17 protein-coding genes are annotated in these 18460 nt (G+C 72.9%); 8 read left to right on the top strand and 9 right to left on the bottom strand.

Annotation, left to right across the window (positions count from 1 at the left end):
- Positions 1-4: 4 nt before the first annotated feature.
- The 6 genes from OG361_RS32805 to OG361_RS32780 all read right to left on the bottom strand — a co-directional run bounded on the left by OG361_RS32805 (position 5) and on the right by OG361_RS32780 (position 5234).
- Positions 5-868, bottom strand: coding sequence for an ABC transporter substrate-binding protein (locus tag OG361_RS32805; RefSeq protein ID WP_405859318.1), 864 nt, complete (start codon positions 866-868; stop codon positions 5-7).
- Positions 865-1713: an ABC transporter ATP-binding protein gene (locus OG361_RS32800; RefSeq protein WP_405859316.1), complete on the bottom strand. Its 849-nt coding sequence runs from the start codon at positions 1711-1713 to the stop codon at positions 865-867. The genes OG361_RS32805 and OG361_RS32800 overlap by 4 nt, the downstream gene beginning before the upstream one ends.
- Positions 1710-2534 (bottom strand): ABC transporter permease, encoded by an 825-nt coding sequence (locus OG361_RS32795; protein ID WP_405859314.1) that lies wholly within the window; start codon positions 2532-2534, stop codon positions 1710-1712. The genes OG361_RS32800 and OG361_RS32795 overlap by 4 nt, the downstream gene beginning before the upstream one ends.
- On the bottom strand, positions 2531-3541 hold the full coding sequence (locus OG361_RS32790; protein ID WP_405859312.1) for an ABC transporter substrate-binding protein: 1011 nt from the start codon (positions 3539-3541) through the stop codon (positions 2531-2533). The genes OG361_RS32795 and OG361_RS32790 overlap by 4 nt, the downstream gene beginning before the upstream one ends.
- Before the next feature lie 96 nt (positions 3542-3637).
- A complete protein-coding gene (locus OG361_RS32785; protein WP_405859310.1) occupies positions 3638-4660 on the bottom strand; it encodes an ABC transporter substrate-binding protein in 1023 nt (340 codons plus the stop codon).
- A gap of 460 nt (positions 4661-5120) precedes the next feature.
- Positions 5121-5234 (bottom strand): putative leader peptide, encoded by a 114-nt coding sequence (locus OG361_RS32780; RefSeq protein ID WP_384569494.1) that lies wholly within the window; start codon positions 5232-5234, stop codon positions 5121-5123.
- 199 nt (positions 5235-5433) lie between these two features.
- On the opposite strand from OG361_RS32780, the gene OG361_RS32775 reads away from it, so the two are divergent.
- From OG361_RS32775 to OG361_RS32765, 3 genes are all read left to right on the top strand, one after another.
- On the top strand, positions 5434-6243 hold the full coding sequence (locus OG361_RS32775; protein ID WP_405859308.1) for an IclR family transcriptional regulator: 810 nt from the start codon (positions 5434-5436) through the stop codon (positions 6241-6243).
- A gap of 102 nt (positions 6244-6345) precedes the next feature.
- Positions 6346-7170: an NAD(P)H-binding protein gene (locus OG361_RS32770; RefSeq protein WP_405859306.1), complete on the top strand. Its 825-nt coding sequence runs from the start codon at positions 6346-6348 to the stop codon at positions 7168-7170.
- Positions 7171-7355: 185 nt separating this feature from the next.
- The gene (locus OG361_RS32765) at positions 7356-8063 is read left to right on the top strand and encodes a TetR/AcrR family transcriptional regulator (RefSeq protein WP_405859304.1); all 708 of its coding nucleotides are present in this window, start codon (positions 7356-7358) and stop codon (positions 8061-8063) included.
- Between the two features lie 210 nt (positions 8064-8273).
- On the opposite strand, the gene OG361_RS32760 is transcribed toward OG361_RS32765, so the two are convergent.
- Together OG361_RS32760 and ligD are read right to left on the bottom strand one after the other, a co-directional pair.
- Entirely contained in the window at positions 8274-9173 is a 900-nt protein-coding gene (locus OG361_RS32760) for an alpha/beta hydrolase (protein ID WP_405859302.1), read from the bottom strand.
- A gap of 124 nt (positions 9174-9297) precedes the next feature.
- A complete protein-coding gene (gene ligD / locus OG361_RS32755; protein WP_405859301.1) occupies positions 9298-10353 on the bottom strand; it encodes a non-homologous end-joining DNA ligase in 1056 nt (351 codons plus the stop codon).
- A gap of 52 nt (positions 10354-10405) precedes the next feature.
- On the opposite strand from ligD, the gene OG361_RS32750 reads away from it, so the two are divergent.
- From OG361_RS32750 to OG361_RS32740, 3 genes are all read left to right on the top strand, one after another.
- Positions 10406-11464, top strand: a complete 1059-nt coding sequence (locus OG361_RS32750; protein WP_405859299.1) for an ATP-dependent DNA ligase — start codon at positions 10406-10408, stop codon at positions 11462-11464.
- A 404-nt stretch (positions 11465-11868) separates the two neighbouring features.
- A complete protein-coding gene (locus OG361_RS32745) occupies positions 11869-12120 on the top strand; it encodes a hypothetical protein (RefSeq protein ID WP_405859297.1) in 252 nt (83 codons plus the stop codon).
- 155 nt (positions 12121-12275) lie between these two features.
- On the top strand, positions 12276-14375 hold the full coding sequence (locus tag OG361_RS32740) for an MDR family MFS transporter (protein WP_405859295.1): 2100 nt from the start codon (positions 12276-12278) through the stop codon (positions 14373-14375).
- 85 nt (positions 14376-14460) lie between these two features.
- On the opposite strand, the gene OG361_RS32735 is transcribed toward OG361_RS32740, so the two are convergent.
- A complete protein-coding gene (locus OG361_RS32735) occupies positions 14461-14910 on the bottom strand; it encodes a YchJ family protein (protein WP_405859293.1) in 450 nt (149 codons plus the stop codon).
- Positions 14911-15010: 100 nt separating this feature from the next.
- Here OG361_RS32735 and OG361_RS32730 point away from each other — a divergent pair, with 100 nt between their 5' ends.
- Both OG361_RS32730 and OG361_RS32725 read left to right on the top strand, forming a co-directional pair.
- Entirely contained in the window at positions 15011-16354 is a 1344-nt protein-coding gene (locus OG361_RS32730; RefSeq protein WP_405859291.1) for a 6-phospho-beta-glucosidase, read from the top strand.
- A gap of 69 nt (positions 16355-16423) precedes the next feature.
- Positions 16424-18319, top strand: coding sequence for a M64 family metallopeptidase (locus OG361_RS32725; protein WP_405859289.1), 1896 nt, complete (start codon positions 16424-16426; stop codon positions 18317-18319).
- The last annotated feature ends 141 nt before the right edge of the window (positions 18320-18460 follow it).

Raw genomic sequence — 18460 nt, 5'->3', positions numbered from 1 at the left:
GGGCTCAGGCCTTCCGGGGCAGGGCGTCGGCGACGGTGATCGCGCGGTCGATGAATCCGGTGCGGTGGAAGATGTCCGCGGCCTGCTGCTGCTCGGCGATGAACTCCTCGGTGACCGGCTCGATCGTCCAGGGCAGGGCGCGCAGCGCGGTCTCCCAGTCGTCCGCGGTGCCGCCCTGGTCGGCCGCGGCGATCTCGGCGGCCTCGCGCGGATGCGCGGCGGCCCAGTCGTCGGCCCGCCGGAGCGCGCGGGTGAGCGCCTCGACGAGCTCGGGCCGCTGCTCGGCGAGGTCCCGGCGGGTGAAGAAGACGGACCGGTCGGTGATGATCTCGCCGGTGCGGACCAGGGTGCGCAGACCGCCGGCGCGTCGGGCGGCGGCGAGCTCGGCGCCCTGGGCGACCCAGGCGGTGATCTCACCGGCGCGGAGCTTCTCCTCGCTGCCGGAGTCCCCTCGTACGGGAGTGATGTCGGTGGCGTAGGAGAGACCGGCGTCGTCGAGGGCCTTGGCGACGAGATGTGTCTGCCAGGAGCCGACGGCGAGGTGGACGGTGCCGCCCTTGAGGTCGGCGACGGTCCGGACGGGGCTGTCCTCGGGGACGAGGAGGGCGCCGTGGTCGGGGCGGGGCGCGGAGACGGCGGTGTAGACGATGTCGTGGCCGGCGGCCTGCGCGGTGACGGGCGGGGTGGAGCCGGTGCCGCCGAAGTCGATGGTGCCGTCGGCCAGGAAGGCCCCGGTACGGACGCCGTCGGTGTACGGGTGCCAGGTCACGGTCTCGCCGAGGGCGGCGAGCTCCTCCTCCGCGTAGCCGAGGCGGGAGAGGTGGTAGAGGGAGGGGTTGCTGCGGTGGACACCGATGGTGACGGTCATGCGGGGGCTCCTTCTGCGAGGACGGGGGCGGGGGCGGGTGCGGAGGTGTGGCCTGGGGTGCGGGTGGGGGGTTCTTCGAGCCGGGGCGGGTCGGCCTCCTCGGGCGACGGGGGTACGTGGACGCCGAGGTCGGCGAGGAGGCGTCGGCGCAGGGCGACGAACTCCGGGTCGCCGGGGTCGCGGGGCCGGGCGACGGTGACGGGCACGTCGGTGACGAGGCGGCCGTCGCGCAGGACGGCGACCCGGTCGGCGAGGCGTACGGCCTCGTCGACGTCGTGGGTGACGAGGAGGACTGCCGGGCGGTGGATACGGCGCAGCTCACCGACGAGGTCCTGCATCCGGAGCCGGGTCAGGGCGTCCAGCGCGGCGAACGGCTCGTCCAGGAGCAGGAGTTCGGGCTCCCTGACGAGCGCCCTGGCCAGTGCGACGCGCTGGGCCTCACCGCCGGAGAGGGTGGCGGGCCAGGCATCGGCATGACGGTCGAGACCGACCTCGGCGAGGGCCCGCAGACCGGTCGCCCGGGTCCGCTCCCCGCGCGGCAGCCCGACGGTCACGTTGGCGAGGACCTTCTTGGAGGGGATGAGCCGCGGTTCCTGGAAGACGATCGTGCGGGCGGCGGGGACGAGGGCCTCTCCCCCGTCGGCGCCGTCGAGGGCGCCGAGGATGCGGAGCAGGGTCGTCTTGCCGCTGCCGCTCGCCCCCAGGAGGGCGAGGAACTCGCCGCGCGCGAGGGTGAGGTCCAGGCCGTCGAGGACAGCGCGGGTGCCGAAGACGCGGCGCAGACCCCGTACCCGTACGGCCGTGTCCGTGTCCGTGGCCGCGAATGTGTCCGTGTCCGTGCTCATCGGTCTCCTCCCCCGGGGCCGGCCGTGCGCCAGGGCATGAGGACCCGCTCCAGGCCGCGGACGAGGACGTCTGCGGCGAGGCCGAGGAGCCCGTACACGAGGATGCAGACGGCGAGGATGTCGGTGCGGGCGTAGCTCTGCGCCTGGGACATCAGATAGCCGATGCCCTCGGTGGCGTTGATCTCCTCCGCGGCGATGAGCGCGATGACGCTCAGCGTCATGGAGAGCCGCAGCCCGGCGAGGAGCGAGGGCAGCGCGCCCGGCAGGACGACCTGCCGGACGATCGCCAGGCGGCCGAGGCCGAAGCTGCGCATGGCCTCGACGAGCTTGCGGTCGGTGTTGCGGACGCCGCCGGAGGTGGAGACGTACATGGGGAAGGTGGTGGCGACCGCGATGAGCAGGATCTTCGCGGTCTCGTTGATGCCGAACCACACCATGAAGAGCGGGACGAGGGAGAGGAAGGGGATGGTCCGCAGGGTCTGGAGGGAGGAGTCGAGGAGTTCGTCGCCGAGCCGGGTGAAGCCGGTGGTGATGCCGAGCGTGAGCCCGGCGGTGAGGCCGATGACGAGACCGATTCCCGAGCGGGTGAGGGAGGTCGCCAGCGCGTCCGGCAGCTGCCCGTTCCCCCACAACTCCCCTACCGCGTCGATGACTTGCGTCGGCGACGCCAGGACGTCGGGGGTGAGGAGGCCGGTGGCCGAGGAGGCCCACCACAGGGCGAGGAGGGCGACCGGGCCGAGGGTCCGGACGGTGACGGAGTGGGTACGGGAGCGGGGGCGGCGGACGGGCGGGCGGGGCGCGACGAGGCCGGTGGTCGTCATGAGAGCTTCTCGATGTCGAGGAGATGGGCGGCGATGTCGACCTTGTTCGGCGTGACCTTCTGGTCGGCGTAGAACTGGGCGACCGTCTCGAAGCGCTTGATGTCCTCGGCGCCGATCGGGTCGACGGTGCCTCCCTCGCGGGTGAAGCCGATCTGGACCTCCTTGGCCTTTCCGTTGACGGCGGTGGGGCCGGCGTCGGTGAAGACGTTGAGGTACGCGGCCGGGTCCCGCCTCTCCTTGGCGCTGTTCTCGCGGAGGTAGCGGTAGAGCGCCTTCACGACTTCGGGGTGCTGCTCGGCGAAGTCCGAACGGACCGCGTTGAGGCTGTAGTTGTCGGATCCGATGGCTGTGCCGTCGGCGACGAAGTGCGCCTTGCCGGAGCCGATCTCGGCGACGGCGTAGGTGGACCAGACGGCCCAGGCGTCGACCTGGCCGGCGTTGAAGACGGCGGCGGTCTGGTCGGGGCGCAGGTAGACCCGCTCGACCCGGTCGGCGGGGACACCGGCCCGGGCGAGGGCCTTGAGCAGCAGGTACTCGCCGGTGCCGCCCTTGTTGACGGCGACCTTGCGGCCGACGAGGTCCTTGACGGAGGCGATGTCCGAGCCTTCGCGGACGAGGATGCCCTCGCCGACGGGGTCGGGGTCGGTGGCGGTGAAGAAGGCGAAGCCGGGGCTCTGGGAGAGGGAGGTGATGCCGGAGGTGATGGAGCCGGTCGCGATGTCGAGCTGGTCGGCGTTCATGGCCTGGGCGGCGGGGGCGAAGGGACCGGCGCTGCCGGTCCAGGCCACCTTGGCGCCGACGGCGGCGAGGGCCTTGTCGAGGCTGCCGTCCTTCTTGCCCCGGGCGAGGACGCCGGCGTTGCCGGGGTCGGGGATGCGGACGGTGACCGTGGCGGTGCTGTTCGCGCCGTTCTTTCCCTCCGTTCCCTTCGGGTCGCCTCCGCAGGCGGTGACGGTGGAGAGGGCGGCAAGGGCCACCAGAGCGGCGAGCTTCGTGCGTGGGCGCATGACGGTCGTCCTTCGGGGAGGGGAGGGGAGGGAAGGGGAAGGCGGGGGTTTCCGGGGTGCGGGGTTACTCGGTTACTCGGTTACTCGGTTACTCGGTTACGCGACAGGCTGCGACGGCTGCTGCCCCGCGGCGGGTACGAGGAGACGGGCCCGGCGCAGCGGCTCCGGGTCGGCCCAGGCCCGTACGTCCACGGCCTCGGGCAGGAAGCCGTGGGCGCGCAGCGCCGCCTCCTGCCGGGCGAGCAGATCGAGCCGGGTGGCGGACAGGTCCGGGTGGAGGGTGCGGTGGGTGCCGGGCCGGTAGGCGCCGGCGACCCCCTCGGCGCCCGCGCCCGTCTCGGCGCCGAGGATGCGGGCGACCTCGGCGGGCTCGTCCGCGGCCCAGTCGGCGGCGCGCAGCAGGACGGCGAGGAAGCGGGCGACGAGCTCGGGGTGTTCGTCCAGGAGGTCCTGGTGCACGGTGAGGGGGCGGGGGGTGCCGTTGTTGACGCGGTGGGCGGGGTCGGGGAGTTCGTCGAGTTCCACCGCCACCTCGGCCCCGGCGCGGCGGGCCGCCTCGACGGCGAGGGCGCCCTTCACGTAGACGGCGTCGACCTCGCCCCGGCGCAGGGCGGCCAGCTCCGCCGCCCACTGGCCGGTGTGCCCGTCGGCGGGGACGTCGACGAGGACGGCGTCGGCGAGTCCGTACCCTGCCGAGGCGAGGGCGCCCTCGAAGCCGCGCAGGGCCATGGCCCGCCAGAAGTCGATGGGCACGGAGTGGCGGGGTACAGCGAGCCGGAGGCCGCGCAGGGCGGCAGCTCCGCGCGCCGGGGAGCCGGGGGCGACGAGCACCGCCTGCCGCTCCTCGATCCAGGTGAGTCCGACGAGCCTGGTGCGCTCACCGAGTGAACGGGCCCACAGCGCGGGCACGTTGCCGCCCTCGCGGAAGAGGCCGGGGAGGGCGTGCGTGAAGTGGGCGGCACGGTCGGCGCCGGGGTCGGCGTCCTGGAGCGAGCGGACGGCGATGCCGTCCGGGGCGAACTCCCCGGCGAGCCAGCCGCGGTCGGCGGCGACACCGGTCGCGGTGGGAACGGGGCAGCGGGTGAACCAGAGCGTGTCGGGAACGCGGGCAGGGGTCATGGAGGGAGTCCCGGGGTGTGGTGGGTCGGGAGGGGCCCGACCGGCGAAGGCGTCGGCCGCGCCGGCGCCCGGGTACGGGTAGGGGGCGGCGCGGTGACGTGAAGGGGAGCGCGTGGGTCGGGCACGCCGGCACGAGGGAACGAGCCGGGGCGGCGGACGGCGTCAGCGCGGGAGGGAGATCGGCGCGGAAGGGGCGCCGGTCATGCCGTGCGGTGCGCCGCTACGCGCGGGGCGGTACGCCGGTACGCCAGTGCGTGCTGGGCGGTACGCCGGTACGCGCTGGGTGACCGTACGCCGGTACGCCAGTGCGTGCTGGGCGGTACGCCGGTACGCGCTGGGTGACCGTACGCCGGTACGCCAGTGCGTGCTGGGCGGTACGCCGGTACGCGCTGGGTGACCGTACGCCGGTACGCGCCGGGCCTTACGACGGTGCGCGCTGGGTGACGGCGTACGGAATGCGTCAGCGACAGGTGGCGCCGGCGACACGCGCCAGGTCGATGTGGCGGCGTCGGGTGAGTGCGAGCGGCACGGGGGAGGCGGTGCGCGTGGAGCGTGCGGTACGTCGTTCGTTCATCGCCGGCCTGCTCCCTCCGCGTCGTCGCCGCTGTGGTGTGTTGGCCGGAACCCTGCCACGGAAGGTCCGGCGCTCACAACTCGACTCCCACAATGTGGGATTGCGTATGAACAGAGTGTTTCCGACCTTGTCCCGTCCCTGAATCGACTCCCGCCATGTGGGAGCGTGGGAGCCCGATCACCCACGGGGAGCGAACCCTATGACGACCGAGGCCGGCATCGCCCGACCCCCGGCGGGCGCCCAGGCGGTCCGCCGCGCACTGGACGTGCTGCACTGTTTCCACGACAACGGGCCCGATCTGAGCGCCTCCGAACTCGCACGCCGGCTCGGGCTCTCCACCTCCACGGCGCACCGGCTGGCACGCACCCTGCTCGGTGCGGGCTTCCTGGAACAGGACGCCCGGACCGCCCGATACCGGCTCGGCCCGGCCGTGACGGAACTGGGCCGTCTCTCCTACCACCAGCGTGGGCTGCACCTGGCCGCGCCGGAACTCTCCGATCTGGCCGAACGGACGGGCGCGACGGCCGACTTGGCGCTGCGCAGCGGCCCGCACGTCGTGATCGTGGCGGGCGGATCGGTGACCCCGAAGGTCGGTCTGCGCCGGCCGCTGCACTCGACGGCGCTCGGCAAGGTACTGCTCGCCTGGCCCCGGGCGGGCGAGGGCGGCCCGCGGTCCCTGCCGCCGCTGTACGCGTTCACCGAACGGACCATCGTCGAACCTCCGGCCCTGGACGCCGAGTTGGCGCGCGTACGGGAGGCGGGGTACGCCCTCAACGACGGCGAGTCGGCCCACGGGGTACGGACCGTGGCCGTACCGGTCCTGGAGCGGGCGGGGCACGCGCGGTTCGCTCTCGCGCTCCGTGCGACGCCGGAGCTGATCACCGACGCGCGGCTCGACTGGTACCTGGCACAGGCGAGGTCCTGCGCCAGGGCACTGGAGGTGCTGCTCCTCGCTCCGACCGAGCGGCGGGACCCCGGAGCGCAGGCCGGGGAGCTCGCCGCGCGGTGAAGTAGGACAGGATCCGGCCTATACGGCGCCTACCGTCCGTTCCGTGCGGCCGTGATTCGGACACTTCCGGCCGCCGTCCCGCGCGGAAGAGGAGTGAGCGGCATGACGGTTCTGGTGACCGGTGCGACGGGAACCCTGGGGCGCCGGGTGGTCGATCGCCTCCGGCGCGAGGGACGGACGGTACGGGCGCTCACCCGCACCCCGGGCGGGAGGACCGGCCTGCCCGGCGACGTGGAGGTGGTGGGCGGCGACCTCACCGAACCGCGGACCCTGACCGCGGCCCTCGACGGGGTCTCCGCCGTCCATCTGCTCGGAGCCACCGGCCACGACCACGCCCCGCTGCGGACCGGGCCGGAGATCATGGCGATGGCCACCGCGGCGGGGGTACGCCGCCTGACGGTCCTCGCCCCCGACGAGGGCGGCGAGTTGGAGCACGCGGTACGGGCCGGCGGAGTGGAGTGGACGTTCGACTGGCCGATCGACCTCATGCCCAACGCCCTGGGCTGGGCCGACGCCATCCGCGCCACGGCGGAGGTCCGCGAGCCGTACGCGGCGCGCAGGACGGCATCGGCCGACGAGGCGGACGTCGCGGAGGTGATCGCGGCCCTGCTCGCTCGGGGCGGCCACGCGGGGCGGCGGCTCGTCGTGACCGGGCCGGAGGCACTCAGCCCGGCCGACAAGGTGGCCGCGCTCGCGGCGGCGACCGGCCGCGAACTCCGCTTCACCGAACTGACCGACGACCAGGCGCGCCGCCAGTGGCGGGCCGAGGGCCTGCCCGAGGAGGGCATCGCCTTCATGCTGCACATGTGGGCGACGGTGCCCGCGTCGGTGGCCGAGGTGACGACGACGGTCGAGGACGTCCTCGGCCGTCCGCCCCGGAGCTTCGCCCGGTGGGCCTCCGACCACGCGGACGCCTTCCGCGCCTGACCGCACGGCTCGGCGCAGAAGCCCGCGGGCGGGCGGGCGTGCGGACGCCCTGGCGTACTGGCGTGCTGGCGTGCTGGCGTGCGGACGTACCAGCGCATGAGCGTGCGGCGTATGGGCATGCGGGCGTGCGGGCGTATGACCGTACGGAGATATCCGCACGGTCGTGCGTTCAGTACGATGGGGGCATGAGCGGCAGCACCGGAAACGCCACGGGTACGGGCACCGGCACCGGCACCGGCACCGGCACCGGCACCAAGACGGACGGACGCGTCGAGCGCGGCAACCAGACACGGCGCCTCGTGCTCGGCCGGACCATGGACATCGCGTCCGTCGAGGGGCTCGAAGGCCTGTCCCTGGGGCGGATCGCGACCGAGCTGGAGCTGAGCAAGAGCGGCGTCTTCGCCCTCTTCGGCTCCAAGGAGGAACTCCAGCTCGCCACCGTCCGGGCCGCCGTCGCCGTCTTCGCCGACCGGGTCGTCACCCCGCTGAAGGAGATGCCGCCGGGCGCTCCGCGGGTGCGCGAGCTGTGCCGGAACTGGCTGACGTACTCCTCGGAGCGGGTCTTCGCGGGCGGCTGCTTCTTCTACGCGGTCTCGGCCGAGTTCGACGCCCGCACGGGCCCGGTCCACGACGCCGTGGCCCAGACCAGGCGCGACTGGACCGCGTACATGGAGCGGACCCTGACGGAGGCGCGCGCGGTGGGCGACTTCACCGAGGACCTTGACGTGGAGCAGCTGGCCTTCGAGGTGATCGCCCTCATGGAGGCGGCCAACGCGCAGTCCGTGCTCCTGGGCGACACCCTGGCCTACGGCCGTGCCGAGCGGGGCGTCACGGCCCGGCTGCGCTCCTCGGCCACGGACCGGGGCCGCGCGGCACTCACCGACCCGGCCTGATCGGCTCGGCACGGCCCGGCAGGGTCCGGCCCGGCCCGCCCCGCTCAACTCTGCCCGCCCTGCCGGTTCTGCCGACTCTGTCCCAAGGGTGCTTCTCTCACGCCCCGCACCCGCCGCATCCCGGGTGTGCGCAGCGGGCGGACTCGGCGGGCGTACCCACCGCACCCCAAGGCCCCAAGGCCCCACGGCCGCGCGGTCGGCCCGTGGTGGTCAGCCGGCCACCCGTCGCCCGTCGGGCACCGTGACCGCCGGCTCCGCCACGGAGCCGGCGGTCACGAAGTCCAGGGCCTCGGCCACCACCCCCGGATCCGTCAGGATGCGGCGGTGTCCGAGGCCTCGTGTGACGACGAGCCGGGCCCGGTCGCCGTGGGCGCGGGCGAGGCGGCGCGCCTGGGCGAGCGGCACCATGTCGTCGCCCTCGTCGTGGAACAGCAGTACGGGGAGGTCGAGTTCGGCGGCCGACCGGTCGGCGTCGAACCGCTCCCAGATCCCGGGCTCGCCCGGCGCGACCCGTCGCTCGACGTGCTCGCGCATACGCCGGACCACCGACTCGCCCACACAGAAGCCCCCTTGGAAGCTCGCGAGCAGCATGCTGAAGGAGCCGACACCACCGACGCCGACGAGTCGGCCGGCGCGGACGCCGTCACGGAGGGCGAAGTGGGTGGCGAGGACGCCGAAGGAGTGGGCGACGACGGCGTCGAAGTCTCCGTGCCGCCCGTGCAACTCCCGGATGATCTCCCGGTATTCGATGATGTTGCTCGCCCTGCCCGAGGACTCCCCGTGGCCGGGTGCGTCGAACGCGACCGGGCTGTAGCCGCGATCGAGGAGCCCCTCGGCGAAGGCGGTGAGCCGTGAGGCGCGCGAGGACCAGCCGTGGACGAGCAGGACCGGCCGGCGGCCGTCACCCCAGGCGTAGGTGACGACCTCCTTGCCCCGGACGTGGAGGCTGCCCGTACGGGCGGCGGCGAAGAGGGCCTGTTCCTCGGGCCTCGGCCGGGGCCGGCCGAGCGGTCGGACGAAGAGGTGGAAGGCCAAGCGGCCGGCCGGTCCCGGGGCGACGCGGGCGGCGGTGTTCAGGACGGTGCGAACGAGCGGAGCCATCGGGTACATGCCGGATCTCCTCGGTGTGCCTGGGTAGGAAAAATGCTAGCACGACCGTTCGTGTTGTTTTAGAGTGAACGAGAGGGCGGATCGGCGCCCACCCGGAAGACGCCGATCCGCCCGAACACTCTGCTCAGCCGCCTGCCTCCGTCTCGTCCTCCGGCTCCTCCTCCGGCTCCTTCTTCGCCCGGCTCGGCTGGACCCGCTTCGGCTCGCCCGGCATCTTCGGATACTCCGGCGGATACGGCAGGTCCCCGAGCCCGTGCTCCGCCTCGTCACGCCGGGCCAGTTCGAGCAGGGACTCCAGGCTGAAGCGCTCCTCGTCCATGTCCGCGTGGACGTCGCCGAGGTCGGCGTACCGGACCTGCATCGTCCTGATGTCGAAGTCGCGGGGTACCGCGTCGTCGATCTCCTCCCACCGCAGCGGGGCCGAGACGGGAGCGTGCGGACGAGGGCGTACGGAGTAGGCGGAGGCGATGGTGCGGTCCCGGGCGGTCTGGTTGTAGTCGACGAAGATCCGCTCCCCGCGCTCCTCCTTCCACCACCTCGTGGTCACCCGCTCCGGCATCCGCCGCTCCAGCTCACGACCGCAGGCGATGGCCGCCCTCCTGACCTGCGTGAAGGTCCACTCGGGCACGATCGGGACGAAGACGTGGAGCCCCCGCCCGCCCGAGGTCTTCGGCCAGCCGCGCAGCCCGTGCTCGTCGAGCACGGCACGCAGCTCGTGGGCGGCGCGGACGGCGTCGGCGTACTCCGTGCCGGGCTGCGGGTCGAGGTCGATCCGCAGTTCGTCGGGGTGATCGGTGTCCTCCCGGCGTACGGGCCAGGGGTGGAAGGTGACGGCGCCGAGGTTGGCGGCCCAGAGCACGGCGGCCGGCTCCGTGGGGCACATCTCGTCGGCCGACCGGCCACTGGGGAAGGTGATGTGGGCCGTCGGGATCCATTCGGGCAGGTACTTCGGGGCACGCTTCTGGAAGAAGGACTCGCCGGTCACCCCGTCGGGGTAGCGCTCCAGCGTGGTGGGCCGGTTCCGCAGGGCGCGGGTGATGCCGTCGCCGACGGTCAGGTAGTAGGTGACCATGTCGAGCTTGGTGTAGCCGGGTTCGGGAAAGTACACCTTGTCCGGGTGGGAGACCCGCACGGTCCGGTCCCCGACTTCCAACTCCACCGCTGCCGCCTTGCCTGCCATGCCGGTCAGCCTAGGGCTCGCCGACAACTCCCGCATACCAGACAATCAACCCATGGATCTGCCGGTGATGCCGCCCGTGAAACCGATGCTCGCCAAGGCCGTGAAGAAGATTCCGCCCGGGATGCAGTACGAGGCGAAGTGGGACGGCTTCCGGGCGATCGTCCACCGCGACGGACCGGAGCTCGTCATCGGCAGCCGTACGGGCAAGCCGCTCACCCGCTACTTCCCCGAGCTGGCGGAGGCGCTCACCACCCGGCTGCCGGAGCGGTGCGTGGTCGACGGCGAGATCGTGATCGAGCACGACGGCCACCTCGACTTCGACCGGCTCACCGAGCGGATCCATCCGGCCGGCTCCCGGGTCCGCATGCTCGCGGAGACCACGCCCGCCCGCTTCGTCGCCTTCGACCTGCTCGCACTCGGGGACGAGTCACTGCTCGACGTCCCGCTGAGCGAGCGGCGGGCGAGCCTGGAGCGGGTCCTCGACGGGGTCGACGCGCCGGTCCATCTGGCGCCCGCCACCCAGGACGTCGAGCTCGCGGCCCGCTGGTTCGAGCAGTACGAGGGCGCGGGGCTCGACGGGGTGATCGCCAAGCCGCTCGACCTGCCGTACCGGCCCGACGCCCGCCTGATGTACAAGATCAAGCACGAGCGGACCGCCGACGTGGTGGTGGCCGGCTACCGCTTCCACAAGAGCGGGCCGGTGGTCGGCTCGCTGCTGCTCGGCCTGTACGACGACGGGGGCGCCCTCCAGCACGTCGGCGTGTGCGCGGCCTTCACCGCCCCCCGGCGCGCCGAGCTCGTCGAGGAGCTGGAGCCGCTGCGCATGGACCCGCCGGACGGGCACCCGTGGGCGGCGTGGACGGACGAGTCCGCGCACGAGGGGGCGCGGCTCCCGGGTGCGCCGAGCCGATGGTCCGGCAAGAAGGACCTGTCGTGGGTGGCGCTGCGGCCGGAGCGGGTCTGCGAGGTCGGGTACGACCACATGGAGGGCGACCGCTTCCGCCACACGGCCCAGTTCAAGCGCTGGCGCCCGGACCGGGCGCCGGAGTCCTGCGGCTACGGGCAGCTGGACGAGCCCGTCTCGTACGACCTGGCCGAGATCCTCGCGTAGACCGAGTACGACATGCCGGGCACGTGAGCACCCCAGCCGCATCGAGCACGGAATCTCCGCGTGCGGAAGCCGTCGGAAGCCCGAGTGAGATGCTTCACATTTCGCGGTCGCCTCACCCGCCCCAACACCCGTTTCCCGAGCACGCGTTCGACGAACGCACGAGCGATGTCCGGACCTCGGAGTGCCGGACCGAGCGGTCGACCACCCCCCGTACCTGCGGGAACGCCTCCGCCCCCACCCAGCTCCGGAGCGCCTCCCACTCCCCTGCCGACCGTGCTCACCGCCCGTCGGCCGTCCCGCTGTCACCCCGTCATGACAACACCGTGCCGGAACCCGTACCGCGATCCGGTACGTATGGAGAGGAGACGCCTCCGCACACTTCCCGCACCCACAAGGACTGCCCCGTGATCGCCTCGCCCTCGCCCCTCATCCCCGTCCCGATCCCCGACAGCGTGGCCGCGCTGATCGGCTCCTGCCTTCCGCTGCACGTCCTTCAGGCCGAGGTCGACGCGGACTGCGCGGCGCGCGAGGTGTACCGGTTCCGTGGGCCGCTCTGCGCGGAGGACCGGGCGGACCGCGAGCACGCCCTCGCGGCGCTGGCGCGGGCCAACAAGATCCTCGCCAAGCACCACCCCCAGCTGCCCGTCACCCCCTGAGGCCCCTGCGCTCCCTCGCCCCCCTCGGGCTTCTTCGGGCCCTCGGCCCCTCGCCCCTGGGCTCCCTCCCTCCCCCTCCCCCGGGGCCCGATGGGGTACGCCTGTTCGGCCGTCCCCCGCATGCATGAGGGTGGCGGCGGTGTGACGCTGCGAAGGTGACCACGACCAGCGACGCAGTGCCCGCGCCCCCGGCCGCCACCGAGCCACCCGTGCTCGACAAACGCCGCCGCAACATCGTCTTCGGCACGATCATGCTGGGCGTCCTCCTCGCGGCCCTCGACCAGACGATCGTCGGCACCGCCCTGCCCACGATCGTCTCGGACCTCGGCGGCGCAGCGCACATGTCGTGGGTGGTCACCGCGTACCTGCTCGCCGAGACGGTCGCCACCGTCCTCGTCGGAAAGTTCGGCGATCTCTTCGGCCGCAAGGTGATCTTCCAGATCTCGGCGATCATCTTCATCACCGGCTCGTTCCTCTGCGGACTCGCCACCAACATGACGCTGCTGATCGCCTGGCGCGGCCTCCAGGGCATCGGCGCCGGCGGCCTCATGGTCACCTCGATGGCGCTGATCGCCGATGTGATCCCGCTGCGCGAACGGGGCAAGTACCAGGGCGCGATCGGGGCCGTGTTCGGTGTCTCCACCGTCATCGGCCCGCTCCTCGGCGGTCTGTTCACCGACCATCTGAGCTGGCGCTGGGCGTTCTACGTCAACGTTCCCATCGCGATCCTGGTCGTGATCGCCGCCGCGCGCACGATCCCCTCCGTACGCTCCGCGAGCCGGCCGGTCATCGACTACGCGGGCATCGCGTTCGTCGCCGCCGGCTCCAGCGCCCTCATCCTGGCGACCAGTTGGGGCGGCAACGAGTACGCGTGGACCTCCGGCGTCATCATCGGGCTCTTCGTCGGCGGCTTCCTCGCCCTGGCCCTGTTCTGCTGGGTGGAGACACGCGCGGCCGAACCCATGCTGCCCATGCGGCTGTTCGCCAATCCGGTCTTCACCGTCTGCTCCGTACTGAGCTTCGTCGTCGGCTTCGCCATGCTCGGCGCGATGACCTTCCTGCCGACCTATCTCCAGTACGTCGACGGGGACTCGGCGACCGTCTCGGGCATCCGCACCCTCCCCATGGTCGTCGGACTGCTCATCGCCTCGATCTTCAGCGGCAACGTGGTCAGCAAGACGGGCCACTACCGGATCTTCCCGATCGTCGGCTGTCTGGTGATGGGGATCGGACTCTATCTGCTCTCGCTCATGGGGCCGGAGACCAGCACCTGGCTGGAGTCGCTCTACATGTTCGTGCTCGGCGCGGGCATCGGCCTGTGCATGCAGGTGCTGACGATCGTCGTGCAGAACACCGTCGACTACGCCGATCTCGGCACCGCGACCTCGGGCGTCACCTTCTTCCGCACCCTCGGCAGCTCCTTCGGGACCGCCGTCTTCGGCACGATCTACGTGAACTCCCTCAAGCCCAACCTCGCGGCCGGGGTCGGCGAGGCGGCCGCCGTCGCGGGAAGCCTCGGTATCGACCCGGCCGGGCTCGCGCAGGCCGCGCAGAGCCCGGCCGGGGTGCACGGCCTGCCGGACGAGGTGGCCGAGCCCATCGTGCACGCCTACGCCGACACCCTCCACACCGTCTTCCTCTGGACGGTGCCGGTCGCCGCGATCGGGTTCGTCGTGGCCCTCTTCCTCAAGCAGGTGACGCTCCGCGACTCGGCGCGCGCCGCCGCCCCGGACATGGGAGAGGGCTTCGCCTCCCCCACCTCCTCCGGCGACTCGGCGAAGCTCCTCGAACTGTCCGTGGGCCGGATCCTGCGCCGCATCGACCTGGACACCGCCCGGCGGATCGTCGACGCGTCCGACACCCGGCTCGACACGGCGGGGGCCTGGGCGGTGATGCAGGTCGAGCTCTTCACCCGCACCGTCGGGCACGCGAGCCTCGGACTGATCTCCGCCGGGCGCCGGGTTCCGCCGGAGGTGCTGCTGCCGGTCTTCGACCGGATGGTCGACGAGGGCTTCCTCACCCGGGACGGCAGCCTGCTCTCGCACACCCCGGCGGGCGAGCGGGAGGCGGGGGTCATCACGCGGGCGTGGGGCGACTGGCTCTCCGACCGGATCGAGCAGGAGCGCGGCCGGCCGAGCGGGCCCGAGCTGCGGGTGGCGACGGACGCCATCGCGAAGAAGTTCGTCGCCGAGGACCTCGCGACCGGTATCCCGGCACGGCGGCCCGAGGACCGGGTGGTCTCCTCCGCCCGGTGACGTCGGCACGTGATGACGTCGACCCTCCGATACGCCGGCCTTCGCTGACGTCGGCCCTCGCTGACGTCGCTACTCGGTGACGTCGCTACTCGGTGACGTCGCCGTCCACGTACACCCAGGCGCCCTCGTGGCGGGCGAAACGGCTCCGCTCGTGGAGCGCGCCGGCTTTGCCGCCGTGCGCGTAGCTCGCCGTGAAGGTGACGGTGCCGTGCTGGTGGAAGGCGGTGCCGTCGGTGGTCCCCTGGATCTCCAGTCCCGTCCAGCGCAGCGCCGGGTCGAAGTCGACCTCCCCGGGGCGGGTCTCCGGCGCCCAGGTGCGCAGCAGGTACGCCTCGTCGCGGACGACGAACGCGCTGTAGCGGGAGCGCATGAGCAGTTCCGCCGTCGGCGCCGTGCCCGCCGCGCCGCCGTGGAAGCGGCCGCAGCACACGCTGTACTCGGCGTCGAGGCCGCAGGGGCAGGGAGAGTCCGCGGTCACGGCCGGGACGGCGACAGCAGCAGGAGACGTACGGGCGCGGGTCTTGCGTCGGGACATGCCGCCATTGTCCCTCAGCGGCGCCCGGCATGTGGACGCCCCGGTGGACGACCGCCCGTCATCCCGCTGCCCGGCGGGCGCGCCCGAGTAGCGTACGGGCATGAAACTGACGATTCTCGGAGGCGGCGGATTCCGGGTGCCGCTGGTGTACGGCGCCCTCCTCGGCGACCACGCCGAGGGGCGGGTCACCCACGTCACCCTGTACGACCTCGACGAGGGCCGGCTCTCGGCCATCGCCAGGGTCCTCGCGGAGCAGGGCGAAGGGGTGCCGGACGCGCCCGCCGTCACCGCGACGACGGATCTGGACGAGGCCCTGCGCGGGGCCGACTTCGTGTTCTCCGCGATCCGGGTCGGCGGCCTGGAGGGCCGGGCGGCCGACGAGCGGATCGCGCTCGCCGAGGGCGTGCTCGGCCAGGAGACCGTCGGGGCGGGCGGGATCGCGTACGGCCTGCGGACGGTGCCGGTCGCGGAGCACATCGCCCGCAGGGTCGCCGAACTCGCCCCGGACGCCTGGGTCATCAACTTCACCAACCCGGCCGGGCTCGTCACCGAGGCCATGTCCCGGATCCTCGGCGACCGGGTCGTCGGCATCTGCGACTCCCCCGTGGGTCTGGGCCGGCGCGTCGCCCGCGTCCTCGGCGCGAATCCGGACGAGGCGTGGATCGACTACGTGGGCCTCAACCACCTGGGCTGGCTGCGCGGTCTGCGGATCGGCGGCCGCGACGAACTCCCCCGGCTGCTCGCCGACGAGGCGGCGCTCGGCTCCTTCGAGGAGGGCAGGCTCTTCGGCCCGGAGTGGCTGCGCTCGCTCGGCGCCGTCCCCAACGAGTACCTGCACTACTACTACTTCAACCGGGAGGCGGTACAGGCCTACCGGACCGCCGAACGGACGCGCGGGGCCTATCTGCGTGACCAACAGGCCGGCTTCTACGCGGAGATGGGCAAGCCCGACACGCCCGCCCTGGACGCCTGGCACCGTACGCTCGCCGACCGCGAGGCCACGTACATGGCGGCGAACCGCGAGGCCGCCGGGATCGGGGAACGCGACGAGGAGGACCTGGAGTCCGGCGGCTACGAGAAGGTGGCACTCGCCCTGATGCGGGCGGTCGCGCGCAACGAGCGGGCCACCCTGATCCTCAACGTCCGGAACGGCACCACACTCGCCGAACTCGACGCCGACGCGGTCATCGAGGTCCCCTGCTTCGTGGACGCGAACGGCGCCCACCCGGTGTCGGTGTCCCCGCTTCCGTACCACGCCGTCGGTCTCGTGACCGCCGTGAAGGCGGTGGAGCGGGAGGTCCTCGCCGCGGTCGAGAGCGGTTCGCGGGCGACGGCGGTCAAGGCGTTCGCGCTGCATCCGCTGGTCGACTCGGTCTCGGTGGCCCGCCGGCTGGTGGAGAACTACACGGCGGAACACGCCGGTCTGGCCTACCTGCACCGCTGAACCGACGCGAAGTCGTACGGCTGACGAACATCTTTACGGGATCGGGGGCGCGGCCTAGGCTCGCGCCCCATGACCTCACAGCGCAATGGAGCACGGAGAGGCCTGGCCCGCATCGTCGCGGTCTGTCTGCTGGCCGTCGGACTCGTGGGAACGGGGCCGGCGGCCGCCGAGACGCCGACGACGGCCGGCGGCCCGGTCGTCGTCCCCGTACAGACGACCGGGCCGGCGGACCGGCGGTTCAACCTGGTGTTCATGGGCGACGGCTACACGGCGGCGGAGATGCCGGCCTTCCGGGCGGACCTGGAACGGCATCTGAACACCCTGTGGAGCATCGAGCCGTTCGCCTCGTACCGCTCGTACGTCAACGTGTGGGCGGTGGAGGTCCCTTCGGCCGAGTCCGGCGTGGACTGCGACCCGGGTCTCGCCGCCCCCGTCCGCGACACCGCGCTCGACATGGGCTTCTGGGGCGGCTGCAACCCGGACAGCGTGCAGCGGCTGCTCACCGTCGACAGCGCGAAGGCCGGCGCGCTCGCCGACCTCGTCCCGGGCACGAGCCGCGCCAACCGGCAGATCGTCGCCCTCGCCCACAGCTCCACCTACGGCGGGGCCGGCGGCAGTTACGCCACCGCCTCGGGTGGCAACGCCCTCTCCTCCCTCATCACCCCGCACGAGATAGGCCATTCGCTCGGCGGCCTCCAGGACGAGTACGACTACTACGCCCGCGGGGTCCCCGGCGGCGCGTACTCCGGCCCCGAGCCGAGCTCCACGCACCACACCCTCCTGACGGAGGATCAGATGCGGGACGAGCGGGCCAAGTGGTGGCGCTGGCTCGGCGAGGAGAGCGAGTCGGGCGGCGTCATCGGCCGCCACGAGGGCGGCCTGTACAGCACGGAGGGCGTCTGGCGCCCGAGCCGCCACTCCCTGATGAAGACCCTCGGCTACGCCTTCGACCAGGTCGAGCGCGAGGTGATGGTCCGGGCGATCTCCGCGAAGGTGAACCTGGTCCAGGACCACACGCCGAACACCGCGCCGATCGGCGCGGACCGGACCGTGTGGGTCGACACCCTGCACCCGGTCGGCGGCGCGCTCTCCGTCACCTGGAAGCTGGACGGGCGGGCCCTCACCACCCGTGGCGCACGCACGGTCGACCTGCGGAGACTGGACCTCTCCCCCGGCATTCACACGCTCACGGCGACGGTCACCGACCCGACGCCCTTCGTCCGCGACCCGGCGGTCCGCGCCTCGACGGCGCTCACCCGGACGGTCGGCTGGACGGTGGACACCTCGCTCACCACCCGGGACGGGACCGTACGGGCCGCGTTCACCGGGCACACCCCGACGGGGGCCCCGGTCGGCGCCGGGACCGTCGTCCACGCGGACACCACCCATCCGGCGGACCGCGTCCCGGCCGTGCACTGGAGCCTCGACGGCCGCCCCGTCCACCCCTCCGGCCGCAACGACCGTGACCTGGACCTGGGTTCGCTCGACCTCGCTCCCGAGTCGCACACGCTGACGGCCCGTATCCCGGGCACGGGCGAGGAGTTGAGCTGGACGGTGGACGCCCGCCCGGCCTCGGCCGCGTACGAACTGTCCGCTCCGCTGCGTACCGTGCGGCGCCCCGGTCGGCCCGTCGAGTACGTCTACGACGGCGCGTTCACGATGCGGCTGACCGCGCGGGACGACCAGGAGGGTGCCGTGGTGAGCCAGTTCCGGGTGAACGGCGACGGCTGGTACACGTACTACGGCTGGCCGACGGACGCGGACGCGCCGTTCCGCTTCTCGCCGAGCGGCACGGTGATCGACGACCTGGTGTACGGGAAGCTGGGCCGGAGCCGGGCGGTTCCGTGGGACGACGCCACCCCGGACTACGGCACGCACACCGTCGAGTACCGCACGATCGACGCGGCCGGCAACGTGAGCCGGGCGCGGAGCTTCCTGGTGACGCTGGTCGAACCGGGGCGGTAGACGGCCGCCCGACGAAGGCCCGCGGACCGACGATCCGGTCCGCGGGCCTTCGTGTCGCGCTGTCCAGGGATTCCGGGCCAGGGGCTCCGGGGCAACGGTTTCCGATCAGGAGTCCCCGGCCAGGGATTCCCGGTCAGGGGT

Source organism: Streptomyces sp. NBC_00090 (assembly GCF_045160815.1).
GTDB lineage: Bacteria > Actinomycetota > Actinomycetes > Streptomycetales > Streptomycetaceae > Streptomyces.
Note: the sequence above shows the minus strand (reverse complement) of the source record. Positions and strands in the feature narration are given on the sequence as shown.